We start from the raw sequence: 16,170 nt of genomic DNA, 5'->3' as shown, positions 1-16,170 counted from the left end.
CAAAGGTCCAGGATCGATACCATGGGCTCTTCGGGGCCTGACCCAAGGACCCGGATCGCGCACGCACAGGGAGCGCCTCTTGCCAGACGAGTCCAAGGCACTCACCGCCGCCAAGGCCGCAGAGCAGGCCAAGCGCGCGGCGGGGGCCTCTCCTGCGTCCGCGAAGGGCGCCACGCCTGCCAAGGGTGCGACGCCCGCGACGCCCGCGACGCCCGTCAAGGGCGCCACACCGGCGAAGCAGGAGAGCACGCCCAGCACGCCTCCCAGCACCAAGCCCGCACCGGGCACGTCCAGCGCCGCGCCGGGCGACGCCGCCAAGCGCGACAAGCCGGCCGCCGATCCGTCGCGGCCGGGGCCCCCCACCGAGGCCCGCGCCGGAAGCACGACCCCCGCGCCACGGCCCACCGCGGCCAGGAACGAGCGCTCCGGCTCCTCCAACCGCGTACGGGCCCGCCTCGCCCGCCTCGGCGTCCAGCGTTCCAACCCGTACAACCCGGTCCTTGAGCCGCTGCTGCGGATAGTGCGCAGCAACGACCCCAAGATCGAGACGGCGACGCTGCGCCAGATCGAGAAGGCCTACCAGGTCGCCGAGCGCTGGCACCGCGGCCAGAAGCGCAAGAGCGGCGACCCGTACATCACGCACCCCCTCGCCGTGACGACGATCCTCGCCGAGCTCGGCATGGACCCGGCCACCCTGATGGCGGGCCTCCTGCACGACACCGTCGAGGACACCGAGTACGGCCTCGACACCCTCAAGCGCGACTTCGGCGACCAGGTGGCCCTGCTCGTCGACGGCGTCACCAAGCTGGACAAGGTCAAGTTCGGCGAGGCCGCGCAGGCCGAGACCGTGCGCAAGATGGTCGTCGCCATGGCCAAGGACCCCCGTGTCCTGGTCATCAAGCTCGCCGACCGCCTGCACAACATGCGCACGATGCGCTATCTCAAGCGGGAGAAGCAGGAGAAGAAGGCCCGCGAGACCCTTGAGATCTACGCGCCCCTGGCCCACCGCCTGGGCATGAACACCATCAAGTGGGAGCTGGAGGACCTCGCCTTCGCGATCCTCTACCCCAAGATGTACGACGAGATCGTGCGTCTGGTCGCCGAGCGCGCCCCCAAGCGCGACGAGTACCTCGCCATAGTGACCGACGAGGTCCAGGCCGACCTGCGCGCCGCCCGCATCAAGGCCACCGTCACCGGGCGCCCGAAGCACTACTACAGCGTCTACCAGAAGATGATCGTCCGAGGCCGCGACTTCGCCGAGATCTACGACCTGGTGGGCATCCGCGTCCTCGTCGACACGGTCCGCGACTGCTATGCCGCCCTCGGCACGGTCCACGCGCGATGGAATCCGGTCCCCGGCCGGTTCAAGGACTACATCGCGATGCCGAAGTTCAACATGTACCAGTCGCTGCACACCACGGTGATCGGCCCCAGCGGCAAGCCCGTCGAGCTCCAGATCCGTACGTTCGACATGCACCGCCGCGCCGAGTACGGCATCGCCGCGCACTGGAAGTACAAGCAGGAGCCGTCCGCCGGCGCCTCCAAGGTGCGCACCGACGTGCCCAAGAAGGCCGGTGGCAAGGACGACCACCTCAACGACATGGCGTGGCTGCGCCAGCTCCTGGACTGGCAGAAGGAGACCGAGGACCCGAGCGAGTTCCTCGAATCGCTCCGTTTCGACCTTTCGCGCAACGAAGTCTTCGTCTTCACGCCGAAGGGCGACGTCATAGCGCTCCCGGCGGGCGCGACCCCGGTCGACTTCTCGTACGCGGTGCACACCGAGGTCGGCCACCGCACCATAGGGGCGCGGGTCAACGGACGGCTCGTGCCGCTCGAATCGACCCTGGACAACGGCGACCTGGTGGAGGTCTTCACCTCCAAGGCGGCCGGCGCGGGCCCCTCCCGCGACTGGCTCGGCTTCGTCAAGTCGCCACGGGCGCGCAACAAGATCCGCGCGTGGTTCTCCAAGGAGCGCCGCGATGAGGCCATCGAGCAGGGCAAGGACGCCATCGCGCGGGCCATGCGCAAGCAGAACCTGCCGATCCAGCGCATCCTCACGGGCGACTCCCTGGTCACCCTCGCGCACGAGATGCGCTATCCCGACATCTCGTCGCTCTACGCGGCGATCGGCGAAAGCCACGTCACCGCGCAGTCCGTCGTGCAGAAGCTCGTCCAGGCGCTCGGCGGCGAAGAGGCCGCCAACGAGGACATCGCCGAGAGCGCGCCGCCCTCGCACGGCCGGAGCAAGCGCCGCGCCAACGCCGACCCCGGTGTCGTCGTCAAGGGCGTCGATGACGTGTGGATCAAGCTGGCCCGCTGCTGTACGCCCGTCCCCGGCGACCCGATCATCGGCTTCGTCACGCGCGGCAGCGGCGTATCGGTGCACCGCAACGACTGCGTGAACATCGACTCGCTCTCCCGCGAGCCCGAGCGCATCCTCGAGGTCGAGTGGGCGCCCACCCAGTCCTCGGTCTTCCTGGTCGCCATCCAGGTCGAGGCACTCGACCGCTCGCGCCTGCTCTCGGACGTCACGCGCATCCTCTCGGACCAGCACGTGAACATCCTGTCCGCGGCCGTCCAGACCTCCCGCGACCGGGTCGCCACCTCGCGCTTCACGTTCGAGATGGGCGACCCCAAGCACCTGGGCCATGTGCTCAAGGCCGTCAGGGGAGTCGAGGGTGTGTACGACGTGTACAGGGTGACGTCTGCACGCAGGCCGTAAACCGGTCCACTACGTAGAGGGGCTCCCGTACATCATGTACGGGAGCCCCTCTACGTAGAGCGCGAAAAACTCAGCGGCCGAACTCAGCCGCCGAACTCGTGCAGACCCTTCAGCGCCTGGTCGAGCAGCGCCTGACGGCCGTCAAGCTCCCTCTGGAGCTTGTCGGCCTTGCTGTCGTTGCCCGCCGTGCGCGCCTTCTCGATCTGGTCCACCAGCTTGTCGACAGCGGCCTGCAGCTGACCGGTCAGACCCGCGGCACGCGCACGTGCCTCAGGGTTTGTACGGCGCCACTCGGCCTCCTCGGAGTCCTGCATGGCCCGCTCCACCGCGTGCATCCGGCCCTCGACCTTCGGGCGCGCGTCACGCGGGACGTGGCCGATGGCCTCCCAGCGCTCGTTGAGCGCGCGGAAGGCGGCGCGCGCCGACTTGAGGTCCTTCACCGGGACGAGCTTCTCGGCCTCCTCGGCCAGCTCCTCCTTCAGCTTCAGGTTCTCCGTCTGCTCGGCGTCCCGCTCCGCGAAGACCGAGCTGCGCGCCGCGAAGAACACGTCCTGGGCGCCGCGGAAGCGGTTCCACAGATCGTCCTCGTGCTCGCGCTGGGCGCGGCCCGCGGACTTCCACTCGGTCATCAGGTCGCGGTACCGCGCGGCCGTGGGACCCCAGTCGGTCGAACCGGAGAGGGCCTCTGCCTCGCCGACCAGCTTCTCCTTGGTCTTGCGGGCCTCTTCGCGCTGGGCGTCCAGCGAGGCGAAGTGGGCCTTGCGACGCTTGGAGAACGCCGAGCGGGCGTGCGAGAAGCGGTGCCACAGCTCGTCGTCCGACTTGCGGTCGAGGCGCGGCAGACCCTTCCAGGTGTCCACCAGGGCGCGAAGACGCTCGCCCGCGGCCCGCCACTGCTCGCTCTGGGCGAGCTCCTCGGCCTCGACGACCAGCGCCTCCTTGGAGTGCCTGGCCTCGTCCGACTGCTTGGCCTTTTGGACCTTGCGCTCTTCCCGGCGCGCGTCGACGGTCTCGACGAGCTTGTCCAGGCGCTTGCTCAAGGCCTCCAGATCGCCGACCGCGTGTGCCTCGTCCACCTGCGTGCGCAGGTGGTCGATGGCGGTCATGGCGTCCTTGGCCGACAGGTCGGTCGTCTTCACCCGGCGCTCGAGAAGTCCGATCTCGACGACCAGACCGTCGTACTTGCGCTCGAAGTAGGCAAGGGCCTCGTCAGGAGATCCCGCTTTCCACGAACCGACTTCGCGCTCAGTGCCGTCGGCCTTGCGCACGTACACGGTCCCCGTCTCGTCGACGCGGCCCCACGGGTCGCTGCTCACAGCGCCTCCTCCACATGATGCCTGTGCTGGGCCTTGAGCCCCCGGCATCGTCCACAGTTTCGTCACCGCCAACATAGGCGACCGGCGGGGCGGCTGTCCGCATCCCGCACATTGGAAGTTTGCCTGGCAGCGGTCAGGATTTCGACACGGTCGCCTTGTTGATGACGACCGTCGCGTTCGGGGCGCCGTCGCCCTGCCCGGTGCTCTCGCCGGCGTCGGCAATCTTCTTGAGCACCTTCATACCGGAATCGGAAATGGTCCCGAACGGTGTGTAGTCGGGCGGGAGCTGACTGTCCTGGTAGACCAGGAAGAACTGGCTGCCGCCGCTGTCGCGGCCCTTCTTCTCCTGGGCGTTGTACTGGTTGGCCATCGCCACCGTGCCCGCCGGATACACGTTCCCCTTGAGCTTCTTGTCCTTGAGGTTCTCGTCGGGGATCGAGTAGCCGGGGCCGCCCTCGCCGGTGCCCTTCGGGTCGCCGCACTGCAGGACGTAGATGCCGCCCGTGGTGAGCCGGTGGCACTTGGTGTGGTCGAGATAGCCCTTGTTCACCAGGAAGTTGAAGGAGTTGACCGTGTGCGGGGCCTTCGCCGCCGAGAGGCCGAGGCCGATGTCGCCGCAGGTGGTGCTCAGCTTCATCGCGTAGTCCGCCGACTTGTCGATGGAGAGCGCCGGTTCCTTCTTGAAGCTGAGCGGCTTCACCTTGCCGCCCGCGGGCTGCTCGCAGGGATCCGCCTTGGTGGTGGGGTTCGCTGCTGCCTCGTCGTTCGGCTTGCCGTCGTCGTCGAAGGCGCCTGCCGCGTACGACACCGCGCCACCGGCAAGGACCACCGCGAGCGCCGAGGCGATCACCGCGTTGCGCATCCGCGCCTTGCGCCGCGCCGACTCCCGGCGCTGCTGCTGCCGCAAGAACTTCTCCCGGGCGAGCTGACGCCGCCGCTGATCGTTGCTGACCACCGGGTGATCTCTCCTCTGCGTGGATGACCGCTTCTGTGTGCCCCGTACCGTATATGGGTTAGCTGTGGAATCGGGAGCGCCGGTAGGCTCTGATCTGCCGCGATCCTGCGCGGCCACCTCCGCCGGACGACGAACGAAGGACGATCGTGCTCATTGCCGGGTTTCCCGCCGGGGCCTGGGGCACCAACTGCTACTTGGTCGCCCCCGCCGCAGGCGAGGAGTGCGTGATCATCGACCCGGGCCATCAGGCCACCGAGGGAGTCGAGGACGCACTCAAGAAGCATCGGCTCAAGCCCGTCGCGGTCGTCCTGACCCACGGCCACATCGACCATGTCGCCTCGGTCGTCCCGGTCTGCGGGGCGCATGACGTGCCCGCGTGGATCCACCCCGACGACCGGTACATGATGAGCGACCCGGAGAAGGGCATAGGCCGTTCCTTCGGCGCGCAGCTCCTCGGTGAACTGACCGTGGGGGAGCCCTCCGACGTCAAGGAACTGACTGACGGCGCGCGTCTGAAGCTCGCCGGTCTCGACTTCTCCGTCGCGCACGCGCCGGGGCATACGAAGGGGTCGGTGACCTTCCAGTTGCCCGAGTCCGCCGAGGTCCCCTCGGTGTTCTTCTCGGGCGACCTGCTCTTCGCCGGCTCCATCGGACGCACCGACCTGCCCGGCGGATCGCAGGACGAGATGCTCGAGTCGCTGGCGCGCGTGTGCCTGCCGCTCGACGACTCGACCGTGGTCCTGCCGGGTCACAACGAGCACACGACGATCGGCCGTGAGCGCGCCACCAACCCGTATCTGCGCCAGGTGGCCGCCGGCCAGGGAGCCGACGCTCCCCGACGAGGAATGTGACGAGAAGACCCGTGAGCACCTTCAAGGCCCCCAAGGGCACTTACGACCTGCTTCCGCCGGACTCAGCGAAGTACCTGGCGGTGCGCGAGGCCATCGCCACGCCGCTGCGGAACTCCGGGTACGGCTATGTCGAGACGCCCGGCTTCGAGAACGTCGAGCTGTTCTCGCGCGGCGTGGGCGAGTCCACCGACATCGTCTCCAAGGAGATGTACGCCTTCGAGACCAAGGGCGGTGACCAGCTCGCTCTGCGCCCCGAGGGCACCGCGTCCGTGCTGCGCGCGGCTCTGGAGGCCAACCTGCACAAGGCGGGCAACCTCCCGGTCAAGCTCTGGTACTCCGGCTCGTACTACCGCTACGAGCGCCCGCAGAAGGGCCGCTACCGCCACTTCTCGCAGGTCGGCGCGGAGGCGATCGGCGCGGAGGACCCGGCCCTGGACGCCGAGTTGATCATCCTCGCGGACCAGGCGTACCGCGCCCTGGGGCTGAAGCAGTTCCGCATCCTGCTGAACTCGCTCGGCGACAAGGAGTGCCGCCCGGTCTACCGCGCCGCGCTGCAGGACTTCCTGCGCGCGCTCGACCTGGACGAGGAGACACGTCGACGTATCGACATCAACCCGCTGCGGGTCCTCGACGACAAGCGCGACGACGTCCAGAAGCAGCTGGTCGGCGCCCCGATGCTGCGCGACTACCTGTGCGACGCGTGCAAGGCGTACCACGAGCAGGTGCGTGAGCTCCTGACATCGGAGGGCGTCGCGTACGAGGACGACCCGAAGCTGGTCCGCGGCCTTGACTACTACACCCGTACGACCTTCGAGTTCGTCCACGACGGCCTCGGCTCGCAGTCCGCGGTGGGCGGCGGCGGCCGTTACGACGGCCTGTCCGAGATGATCGGCGGCCCCTCGCTGCCGTCGGTCGGCTGGGCACTCGGCGTGGACCGCACGGTCCTGGCCCTGGAGGCCGAGGGCGTGGAGCTCGAACTGCCCTCGGCGACCAGCGTGTTCGCGGTGCCGCTCGGCGACGAGGCAAGGCGGGTCCTGTTCTCCAAGGTGACCGAGCTGCGCAGGGCGGGCGTCGCGGCCGACTTCTCGTACGGCGGCAAGGGGCTCAAGGGAGCCATGAAGAACGCCAACCGCAGTGGCGCGCGCTTCACGATCGTCGCCGGTGAGCGGGACCTCGCCGAGGGCGTCGTGCAGCTCAAGGACATGGAATCCGGCGAGCAGGACGCCGTCGCGGTGGACTCCATCGTGGACGTCCTGAAGGGCAAGCTGGCCTAGCCGCACGCGAAAGAACGCGAAAGAACGAGCACGCAGGGCCCCGGCGGACCGAACGCCCGGGGCCCTTCGTGCGTACCTCCTTATGTCCATCGAACGGTGGACACACGCGCGCGTGCGGCACAATGTCCCTGCCCGAAGGCCCCCACAAGCGACGGAACGGCGTGATGAGCAAGACGACCCCGGCAAGCGAGAGCCGCCCCTCCGACCACGATCGCGAGCGGGGCGGGGCGGACGCGGACGCGCCAGGCAGTGTCGGCGGGAGCCGTGCGTTCGCGCTGCTCCTGGTGATCACGGGTGCGGCGGGGCTGCTCGCGGCGTGGGTGATCACGCTGGACAAGTTCAAGCTGCTCGAGGACCCGAATTTCACGCCGGGCTGCAGCCTCAATCCGGTGGTGTCCTGCGGCAACATCATGAAGAGCGAGCAGGCGTCGGTCTTCGGGTTCCCGAACCCGATGCTGGGCATCGCCGCGTACGCGGTCGTGATCTGTGTCGGCATGAGTCTGCTCGGCCGTGCGCGCTTCCCGCGCTGGTACTGGCTGACGCTGAACGCGGGCACGCTCTTCGGGGTCGGCTTCTGCGCCTGGCTGATGTATCAGTCGCTCTACGAGATCAACTCGCTGTGCCTGTGGTGCTGCCTGGCCTGGGTCGCCACGATCATCATGTTCTGGTACGTGACCTCGTTCAACGTCCGTAACGGCCTGCTGCCCGCGCCCTCCTGGCTGCGCACGTTCTTCAGCGAGTTCACCTGGGTGCTTCCGGTGCTGCACATCGGCATCATCGGGATGCTGATCCTCACGCGCTGGTGGGACTTCTGGACCAGCTGACAGCGCCGACGGCGTTGTCAGTGGGCTGACGTAGGGTTCGAAGCGTGGAGCCCGATCTGTTCACCGCAGCTGCCGAGGACCGCCAGGAGAAGGACCCTTCGACAAGTCCCCTGGCCGTCCGGATGCGCCCGCGCACCCTCGAAGAAGTCGTCGGCCAGCAGCATCTGCTGAAGCGGGGCTCGCCCCTGCGCAGGCTGGTGGGCGAGGGTGGGGGCGGACCGGCGGGACCGTCGTCGGTGTTCCTGTGGGGTCCGCCGGGCATCGGCAAGACGACCCTCGCGTACGTGGTCTCCAAGGCCACGAACAAGCGCTTCGTGGAGCTCTCCGCGATCACCGCGGGCGTGAAGGAAGTCCGCGCGGTCATCGAGGGGGCCCGCAGGGCCCTTGGCGGCCACGGCAAGGAGACCGTCCTCTTCCTGGACGAGATCCACCGCTTCAGCAAGGCCCAGCAGGACTCGCTGCTGCCCGCCGTCGAGAACCGCTGGGTGACACTGATCGCGGCGACGACCGAGAACCCGTACTTCTCGATCATCTCCCCGCTCCTGTCCCGCTCCCTGCTCCTCACACTCGAACCGCTCACGGACGACGACCTGCGCGGCCTGCTGCGCCGGGCGCTCACCGAGGAGCGGGGCCTCGGCGGCGCGGTGGAGCTGCCCGAGGACACCGAGGAGCACCTGCTCCGGATCTCGGGCGGCGACGCCCGGCGCGCGCTCACAGCCCTGGAGGCGGGCGCGGGCTCGGCCATCGCCAAGGGCGAGAAGGAGATCACTCTCCAGACCCTGGAGGAGTCGGTCGACCGCGCGGCCGTGACGTACGACCGCGACGGCGACCAGCACTACGACGTCGCGAGCGCCCTCATCAAGTCCATCCGCGGCTCGGACGTGGACGCGGCCCTGCACTATCTGGCCCGGATGATCGAGGCGGGCGAGGACCCCCGCTTCATCGCACGGCGCCTGATGATCTCCGCGAGCGAGGACATCGGCCTCGCCGACCCCACGGCACTGCCCACGGCGGTCGCCGCCGCCCAGGCCGTCGCCATGATCGGCTTCCCGGAGGCCGCGCTCACCCTCAGCCACGCGACGATCGCCCTCGCCCTGGCCCCGAAGTCGAACGCCGCGACGATCGCCATCCAGTCCGCCCAGGCCGACGTCCGCGCGGGGCTCGCTGGCCCCGTCCCGCCCCACCTGCGCGACGGTCACTACAAGGGAGCGGCCAAGCTCGGCCACGCCCAGGGCTATGTGTATCCGCACGACGTACCGGGCGCGATCGCCGCCCAGCAGTACGCACCGGACACCGTCGCCGCCAAGCGTTACTACCAACCCACTCGCTACGGCGCCGAGGCGAGGTACGCGGACGTGGTCGAGCGGGTGCGCGAGCGCCTCAAGGGCGAGTAGCCGCACCCCGTCGCGGGTCCTCGCGGCCCGCGTCGGATGCACCCCCCGTCACCCGGTACACTTGCCCGAAGTGCTGCGTCCCGTGTCCGGTCTTGTACCGGCACCACCAGAACGGGACATCCAGCCGGAGCCCCGGACCTCACCGTCCAGGAATCTCCAGGAGCGTCGCGCACCGTCGAAGGTGTCGCGGGCAGCCCACCACCATCCCGCACTCCGGGAAGCGGTCGGTGGGCCACTCGCGTGCTGCACATAGTGCCCAGACCAGGGAGCGGCTGCCCGCCGGATCCAGAACCACCGGATCCGATGGGTTTCCCAGGCTGCGGATGCGACCTCCCCTAACCCTGGTGAAGCCGTATTCACATGGAACAGAGAGGTTGGTTCATGACGAACCAGTCCCGCCCCAAGGTCAAGAAGTCGCGTGCCCTCGGCATCGCGCTGACCCCGAAGGCCGTCAAGTACTTCGAGGCCCGCCCCTACCCGCCGGGCGAGCACGGCCGTGGCCGCAAGCAGAACTCGGACTACAAGGTCCGTCTGCTCGAGAAGCAGCGTCTGCGCGCGCAGTACGACATCAGCGAGAAGCAGATGGCTCGTGCCTACGACCGCGCCAAGAAGGCCGAAGGCAAGACCGGCGAGGCTCTGGTCATCGAGCTCGAGCGCCGTCTCGACGCCCTGATCCTTCGTTCGGGCATCGCCCGCACGATCTACCAGGCCCGTCAGATGGTCAGCCACGGCCACATCGAGGTCAACGGCGGCAAGGTCGACAAGCCGTCGTTCCGCGTCCGTCCCGACGACGTCGTGATGGTCCGCGAGCGCAGCCGTGAGAAGCCGCTGTTCGTGGTCTCGCGTGAGGGTGGCTTCGCCCCCGACGGCGAGATCCCGCGTTACCTCCAGGTGAACCTGAAGGCCCTGGCCTTCCGTCTGGACCGTGACCCGAACCGCAAGGAGATCCCCGTGATCTGCGACGAGCAGCTCGTCGTCGAGTACTACGCCCGCTGACCCGGATGTAGCTCTCCCTGCTTCAGCCCGTCGCCCGCCCTGCCTTCCTGGTGGGGCAGGCGGCGGGTTTTTGCGTTGTCCTTGGGGCCCGCTCCCAGGGCCCGCGACACGGCCGCGTCCGCGGTCAGCCGGGTCCCGGCGGCGACGCACTCCTCGTAACGGGCGTCGCCCAACTGCTCGCGTGCCTGTGTCGCGCACAGCTCGTGCGGCCCGCCGAAGTAGCCGGAGCCGAACAGCGGAAGACCCACCGAAGGCCAGATGCGGGACGCGGCGCCCTGTAGGACCGCGGCCTCGGCCGGATCGCCCTCCACCGCGGTGAACAGGGCGAGCAGCTCGATCGCGAGCACTGTGCCCAGCAGATCGTTGAAGGCGTGGTCCAGAGCAAGGCACCGCATGACCAGCTCACGGGCGGTCGCGGTCTCACCGCGCGTCCAGGCCGCGAAGCCCAGGACATAGAGGGCGTACGCGAGGGTCCAGCGCTCGCCGTGGTCCTCGCAGACCTGGCGTACGTCCTCGCAGAGCACGACCGCGTCGGCGAGCTCGCCGCGGAAGGCGAGGGCCATGGCCAGCTCGACCTGGCCCATCAGGACGTTGCTGTTGAGCTCGCCGATCTCGTGGTACTGGTCGAGGGCCGAGCGCAGCAGGGTCTCGGCGCGCGGCATGTCGTCGGCAAGGAGCGCGAGGCAGCCGATGCGGTGCACGGCGTACGCGGTCGCGATGGCGCTGCCCGTGCGCTCCGCCTCGTCCTTGCACTCCTGCAGCGCGGCGAGCGCGGCGACCGTGTCACCTTGCAGGACCGCGACGTATCCGAGCACCCACAGCGCCTTGAGGCGCGAGTCGTCGTGGTCGCCGTCCAGTTCGAGTGCGCGGTCGAGCCAGTGCCGTCCTTCCGCGAGTCGCCCGCAGCCGACCCAGTAGAACCACAGGCTGCCCGCCAGATACTGGCCCAGATGCGTCTCGTCCGGCTCGGTCAGGCAGTACTCGAGGGCGCCCCGCAGATTGGGCAGTTCCAGGTCGACGAGTTCGGCGACCCGCGCCTGGCGCGGCGAGAACCAGTCCAGCTCGCACCAGGTGGCGAGCCCCATGTACCAGTCGCGGTGCCGACGCCGCATCCGCGCGGAGTCGCCGGTCGCCTCCAGCCAGTCGGCGCCGTACGCCCGGACCGTGTCGAGCATGCGGTAGCGGACACCCGTCGGTCCTTCCTCGCGGGTCACGACGGACTGGGCGAGCAGCTCGTCGAGCACGTCGAGGATGTCGTCGGCGTGCAGGCCGTCCCCACTGCAGATGTACTCGGCCGCCTCCAGGTCGAAGGGGCCGCAGAACACGGAGAGGCGCGACCACAGCAGGCGCTCGCCCGCCGTGCACAGCTCATGGCTCCAGCCGATGGCCGTACGCAGGGTCTGATGCCGCGGCGGCACATCGCGCCGGGTCCCGGTGAGCAGCGTGAAGCGGTCGTCGAGCCGGGAGAGCAGCTGCGCGGGCGAGAGCGCACGCAGCCGCCCCGCCGCCAGCTCGACGGCCAGCGGGATCCCGTCGAGGCGGCGGCACAGCTCCGCCACGTCGGCTTCGTTCCCCTCGTCCAGGGCGAACCCCGAAAGCCCCGCGGCCGCGCGGTCGGCGAAGAGCGCGGTCGCGTCCGGCGTGGGCAGCGGCGCGAGCGGGAAGATCCGCTCGCCCCCGGTGTCGAGGGGCCGGCGCCCCACCGCGAGCACACGGAGCCCGGGGGAGCGGAGCAGCAGATCCCCCACGAGCGAGGCGCACGCCTCCACCAAATGTTCGAACCCGTCGACGACGAGGAGGACTTCCCGCTCCGCGAGATGCTCGATGAGCATCTTGCGCGGTGTGCGGTGCGTGTGATCCGTCAGGCGCAGCGCGTCGGCGACCGCGTGTTCGACGAGGTCCGGGTCCCGGACCGCCGCGAGCTCCACCAGCCAGGCGCCGTCCCGCGGCGCGGCGTCACAGGCGGCCCGCACCGCGATGCGCGTCTTCCCGACGCCGCCGACACCGGTCACCGTGACCAGGCGCCCGGCCTCCAAAGCGGAGGCGAGAGAGGCCAGTTCGTCGATGCGTCCGACGAAGGTGTTGAGTTCGAGAGGAAGATTGCCGGGTTTCGGCGGCTGTGCGGAGGAGCTGTGCCGGTGGTCGCCCGTGCGCTGATCGCGTCGCATGATCTACGGAGCGTACCCATGCATAAGCACTCCGTACAATCAATAGAGGTAACTCCCTTGGTCCGACGCGGTAATGCGGTGCGGAGCCCTGGCCCCGGCGCGATAGGGTCGGGTGACGACTTTTCGATGTTCAGGGCCGATATTCAGGGAGCGGTGCACAGTGTCGGGTGGAGAGGTGGCCGGGATCCTGGTGGCCGTCTTCTGGGCGATCCTGGTCTCCTTCCTGGCCGTGGCGCTGGTGAGACTGGCGCAGACGCTCAAGGCGACCACCAAGCTCGTCGCGGATGTGACCGAGCAGGCCGTCCCGCTTCTCGCCGACGCTTCCAGTGCGGTGCGCTCCGCGCAGACCCAGATCGACCGGGTCGACGCCATCGCCTCCGACGTACAGGAAGTCACGTCGAACGCGTCCGCGCTCTCCTCGACGGTGGCCTCCACCTTCGGCGGGCCCCTCGTCAAGGTCGCGGCGTTCGGTTACGGGGTGCGCAGGGCCCTGGGCCGCAAGGCAGGACCCGAATCAAACAATGTGCCCCCGGCGCCCGCCCGACGTACCGTGATCGTGGGGCGTTCTCTCCCCTCAGCGCGGCGGCGGGGCAAGCGGAAGAAGGACTGACGCAGCGATGTTCCGCCGTACGTTCTGGTTCACCGCGGGCGCCGCTGCCGGTGTGTGGGCCACCACCAAGGTCAACCGCAAGATCAAGCAACTGACCCCCGAAAGCCTCGCGGCGCAGGCCGCGAACAAGGCGGTCGAGGCGGGTCACAAGCTCAAGGACTTCGCTCTCGACGTCCGCGACGGCATGGCCCAGCGCGAGGCCGAACTGGGCGAGGCCCTCGGCCTCGACGCCCCGGTCGACCACGAACTCCCCGGGCAGCGCCATGTGGTCGTGGCCATCGAGAACGGCAAGACCAGCAAGACCGACAAGAACAAGCAGGGCAAGTACCTCTCGAATGCGAAGTACTCGTACAACCGGAATGAGGACCACTGATGGAGTCGGCCGAGATTCGCCGCCGCTGGCTGAGCTTCTTCGAGGAGCGCGGGCACACCGTCGTCCCTTCGGCGTCGCTCATCGCGGACGACCCGACTCTGCTCCTCGTCCCCGCCGGCATGGTGCCCTTCAAGCCCTACTTCCTGGGTGAGGTCAAGCCGCCGTTCTCGCGCGCCACGAGCGTGCAGAAGTGCGTGCGTACGCCCGACATCGAAGAGGTCGGCAAGACCACGCGCCACGGCACGTTCTTCCAGATGTGCGGCAACTTCTCCTTCGGCGACTACTTCAAGGAAGGCGCCATCACGTACGCCTGGGAGCTGCTCACCAGCTCCGTGGCGGACGGTGGCTTCGGCCTCGACCCCGAGCGCCTCTGGGTGACGGTCTACCTCGACGACGACGAGGCCGAGACCATCTGGCGCGAGAAGGTGGGGGTCCCCGCCGAGCGCATCCAGCGCCTGGGCAAGAAGGACAACTACTGGTCCATGGGCGTCCCCGGACCCTGCGGCCCCTGCTCCGAGATCAACTACGACCGCGGCCCCGAGTTCGGCGTCGAGGGCGGCCCTGCCGTCAACGACGAGCGCTACGTGGAGATCTGGAACCTGGTCTTCATGCAGTACGAGCGCGGCGAGGGCACCTCGAAGGACGACTTCGAGATCCTCGGCGATCTGCCCAGCCAGAACATCGACACCGGCCTCGGTCTCGAGCGCCTCGCCATGATCCTCCAGGGCGTACAGAACATGTACGAGACCGACACCCTGCGCGTGATCATGGACACGGCCACCGAGCTGACCGGCGTGCGGTACGGCGCCGAGCACGGCTCGGACGTCTCCCTGCGTGTGGTCGCCGACCACATGCGCACGTCCGTGATGCTCATCGGCGACGGCGTCACGCCGGGCAACGAGGGCCGTGGCTATGTGCTGCGCCGCATCATGCGCCGCGCCATCCGCAACATGCGCCTGATGGGTGCCACGGGCCCGGTCGCCCTCGAACTCGTCGACACGGTCATCAAGTCGATGGGCGAGCAGTACCCCGAGCTCCGGACCGACCGCAAGCGCATCGAGACCGTCGCCCTCGCCGAAGAGGCCGCCTTCCTCAAGGCCCTCAAGGGCGGCACGAACATCCTCGACACCGCCGTCACCGAGACCAAGACCGCCGGTGGCAAGGTCCTCTCCGGCGACAAGGCGTTCCTGCTGCACGACACGTGGGGCTTCCCGATCGACCTCACCCTGGAGATGGCCGCCGAACAGGGCCTCTCCGTGGACGAGGACGGCTTCCGGCGCCTGATGAAGGAGCAGCGGGAGCGGGCCAAGGCCGACGCCCAGGCCAAGAAGACCGGCCACGCCGATCTGCACGCCTACCGCGAGATCGCCGACAACTCCGGCGCCACGGACTTCACCGGCTACACCCTCACCGAGAACGAGGCCGTGATCGTCGGCCTCCTGGTCAACGGCGCCTCGTCCCCCGCGGCCCGCGAGGGCGACGAGGTCGAGGTCGTCCTCGACCGCACCCCCTTCTATGCCGAGGGCGGCGGCCAGATCGCCGACTCCGGCCGGATCCGCCTCGACAACGGCGCCGTCGTCGAGATCCGTGACGTGCAGAAGCCGGTCCCCGGCGTGCACGTCCACAAGGGTGTCGTCCAGGTCGGCGAGATCACCGTCGGCGACCAGGTCTGGGCCTCGATCGACGTGCACCGCCGTCGTGCCATCGCCCGCGCCCACTCCGCCACGCACCTCACGCACCAGGCGCTGCGCGACGCGCTCGGCCCGACGGCCGCCCAGGCCGGTTCCGAGAACCAGCCTGGCCGCTTCCGCTTCGACTTCGGCTCCCCGTCGGCCGTGCCCACGGCCGTCATGACGGACGTCGAGCAGAAGATCAACGAAGTGCTCGCGCACGAACTCGACGTGCAGGCCGAGGTCATGTCGATCGACGACGCCAAGAAGCAGGGCGCCATCGCCGAGTTCGGCGAGAAGTACGGCGAGCGGGTGCGCGTGGTCACCATCGGCGACTTCTCCAAGGAGCTGTGCGGCGGCACGCACGTGCGCAACACCGCCCAGCTCGGCCTGGTGAAGCTGCTGGGCGAATCGTCCATCGGTTCGGGCGTGCGCCGCATCGAGGCCCTGGTCGGCGTCGACGCGTACAACTTCCTGGCCAAGGAGCACACGGTCGTCGCCCAGCTCCAGGAGCTGGTCAAGGGCCGTTCCGAGGAGCTGCCCGAGAAGGTCTCCGCCATGCTCGGCAAGCTGAAGGACGCCGAGAAGGAGATCGAGAAGTTCCGCGCGGAGAAGGTCCTTGCGGCCGCCGCCGGTCTCGTCGACCAGGCCAAGGACGTTCGAGGTGTTGCTCTCGTCACCGGTCAGGTGCCGGACGGCACGGGCGCCGACGACCTGCGCAAGCTGGTCCTCGACGTACGCCACCGCTTCCCCGGCGACCGCCCGACGGTGGTGGCCCTCTTCACCACGGCCAACGGCCGCCCCCTGACGGTCATCGCCACGAACGAGGCCGCCCGCGAGCGCGGCCTCAAGGCCGGTGACCTCGTCCGTACGGCCGCCAAGACCCTCGGCGGCGGTGGCGGCGGCAAGCCGGACGTCGCTCAGGGCGGCGGACAGAACGCCGCGGCCATCGGCGACGCCATGGCCGCCGTCGAACGCCTCGTGGCAGAGACGGCCTGATGCCCGACTCCGAGGGCG

At 69.1% G+C, this 16,170-nt stretch carries 11 protein-coding genes and 1 pseudogene; 9 read left to right on the top strand and 3 right to left on the bottom strand.

Annotation, left to right across the window (positions count from 1 at the left end; translation table 11 throughout):
* Positions 1–79 precede the first annotated feature (79 nt).
* Positions 80–2,722, top strand: coding sequence for a RelA/SpoT family protein (locus tag ACWFRJ_RS16140; protein WP_453530091.1), 2,643 nt, complete (start codon positions 80–82; stop codon positions 2,720–2,722).
* Between the two features lie 83 nt (positions 2,723–2,805).
* Here ACWFRJ_RS16140 and ACWFRJ_RS16135 read toward each other — a convergent pair whose 3' ends face one another.
* Together ACWFRJ_RS16135 and ACWFRJ_RS16130 are read right to left on the bottom strand one after the other, a co-directional pair.
* Entirely contained in the window at positions 2,806–4,038 is a 1,233-nt protein-coding gene (locus ACWFRJ_RS16135) for a DUF349 domain-containing protein (RefSeq protein WP_453530088.1), read from the bottom strand.
* Between the two features lie 133 nt (positions 4,039–4,171).
* Positions 4,172–4,993: a peptidylprolyl isomerase gene (locus tag ACWFRJ_RS16130; protein WP_453530085.1), complete on the bottom strand. Its 822-nt coding sequence runs from the start codon at positions 4,991–4,993 to the stop codon at positions 4,172–4,174.
* 146 nt (positions 4,994–5,139) lie between these two features.
* Between ACWFRJ_RS16130 and ACWFRJ_RS16125 the strand changes: the two genes are divergently transcribed.
* The 5 genes from ACWFRJ_RS16125 to rpsD all read left to right on the top strand — a co-directional run bounded on the left by ACWFRJ_RS16125 (position 5,140) and on the right by rpsD (position 10,332).
* A complete protein-coding gene (locus tag ACWFRJ_RS16125; protein WP_453530082.1) occupies positions 5,140–5,844 on the top strand; it encodes an MBL fold metallo-hydrolase in 705 nt (234 codons plus the stop codon).
* A gap of 11 nt (positions 5,845–5,855) precedes the next feature.
* Positions 5,856–7,118: a histidine--tRNA ligase gene (gene hisS, locus ACWFRJ_RS16120; protein ID WP_453530079.1), complete on the top strand. Its 1,263-nt coding sequence runs from the start codon at positions 5,856–5,858 to the stop codon at positions 7,116–7,118.
* A 164-nt stretch (positions 7,119–7,282) separates the two neighbouring features.
* Complete coding sequence (locus tag ACWFRJ_RS16115) at positions 7,283–7,942, top strand: vitamin K epoxide reductase family protein (protein WP_453530076.1); 660 nt, start codon at positions 7,283–7,285, stop codon at positions 7,940–7,942.
* Positions 7,943–7,986: 44 nt separating this feature from the next.
* A complete protein-coding gene (locus tag ACWFRJ_RS16110; protein WP_453530073.1) occupies positions 7,987–9,336 on the top strand; it encodes a replication-associated recombination protein A in 1,350 nt (449 codons plus the stop codon).
* Positions 9,337–9,717: 381 nt separating this feature from the next.
* Positions 9,718–10,332 carry a 30S ribosomal protein S4 gene (gene rpsD / locus ACWFRJ_RS16105; RefSeq protein WP_361834513.1) on the top strand — a complete coding sequence of 205 codons (615 nt, stop codon included), beginning with the start codon at positions 9,718–9,720 and terminating at the stop codon, positions 10,330–10,332.
* A gap of 22 nt (positions 10,333–10,354) precedes the next feature.
* Here the strand turns inward: rpsD and ACWFRJ_RS16100 are convergent.
* Positions 10,355–12,500 (bottom strand): annotated as a pseudogene (locus ACWFRJ_RS16100) (ATP-binding protein).
* 160 nt (positions 12,501–12,660) lie between these two features.
* Between ACWFRJ_RS16100 and ACWFRJ_RS16095 the strand changes: the two are divergent.
* From ACWFRJ_RS16095 to alaS, 3 genes are read left to right on the top strand one after another with little or no spacing between them, the layout of a single operon-like run.
* Entirely contained in the window at positions 12,661–13,110 is a 450-nt protein-coding gene (locus ACWFRJ_RS16095) for a DUF948 domain-containing protein (RefSeq protein WP_453530070.1), read from the top strand.
* 7 nt (positions 13,111–13,117) lie between these two features.
* Positions 13,118–13,483 carry a DUF6167 family protein gene (locus ACWFRJ_RS16090; RefSeq protein ID WP_453530067.1) on the top strand — a complete coding sequence of 122 codons (366 nt, stop codon included), beginning with the start codon at positions 13,118–13,120 and terminating at the stop codon, positions 13,481–13,483.
* On the top strand, positions 13,483–16,152 hold the full coding sequence (gene alaS / locus ACWFRJ_RS16085; protein ID WP_453530064.1) for an alanine--tRNA ligase: 2,670 nt from the start codon (positions 13,483–13,485) through the stop codon (positions 16,150–16,152). Before ACWFRJ_RS16090 ends, alaS begins: the two co-directional genes overlap by 1 nt.
* Positions 16,153–16,170 lie beyond the last annotated feature (18 nt).

It is taken from the genome of Streptomyces sp. NPDC055239, assembly GCF_053606205.1.
This window is presented reverse-complemented; position numbering and strand designations above follow the sequence as displayed.

Bases quoted from the DNA above. Each gene is read 5' to 3' on its own strand.
- rpsD (WP_361834513.1), top strand. From the start codon at position 9,718: ATGACGAACCAGTCCCGCCCCAAGGTCAAGAAGTCGCGTGCCCTCGGC.
- ACWFRJ_RS16090 (WP_453530067.1), top strand. From the start codon at position 13,118: ATGTTCCGCCGTACGTTCTGGTTCACCGCGGGCGCCGCTGCCGGTGTG.
- alaS (WP_453530064.1), top strand. From the start codon at position 13,483: ATGGAGTCGGCCGAGATTCGCCGCCGCTGGCTGAGCTTCTTCGAGGAG.
- ACWFRJ_RS16115 (WP_453530076.1), top strand. From the start codon at position 7,283: ATGAGCAAGACGACCCCGGCAAGCGAGAGCCGCCCCTCCGACCACGAT.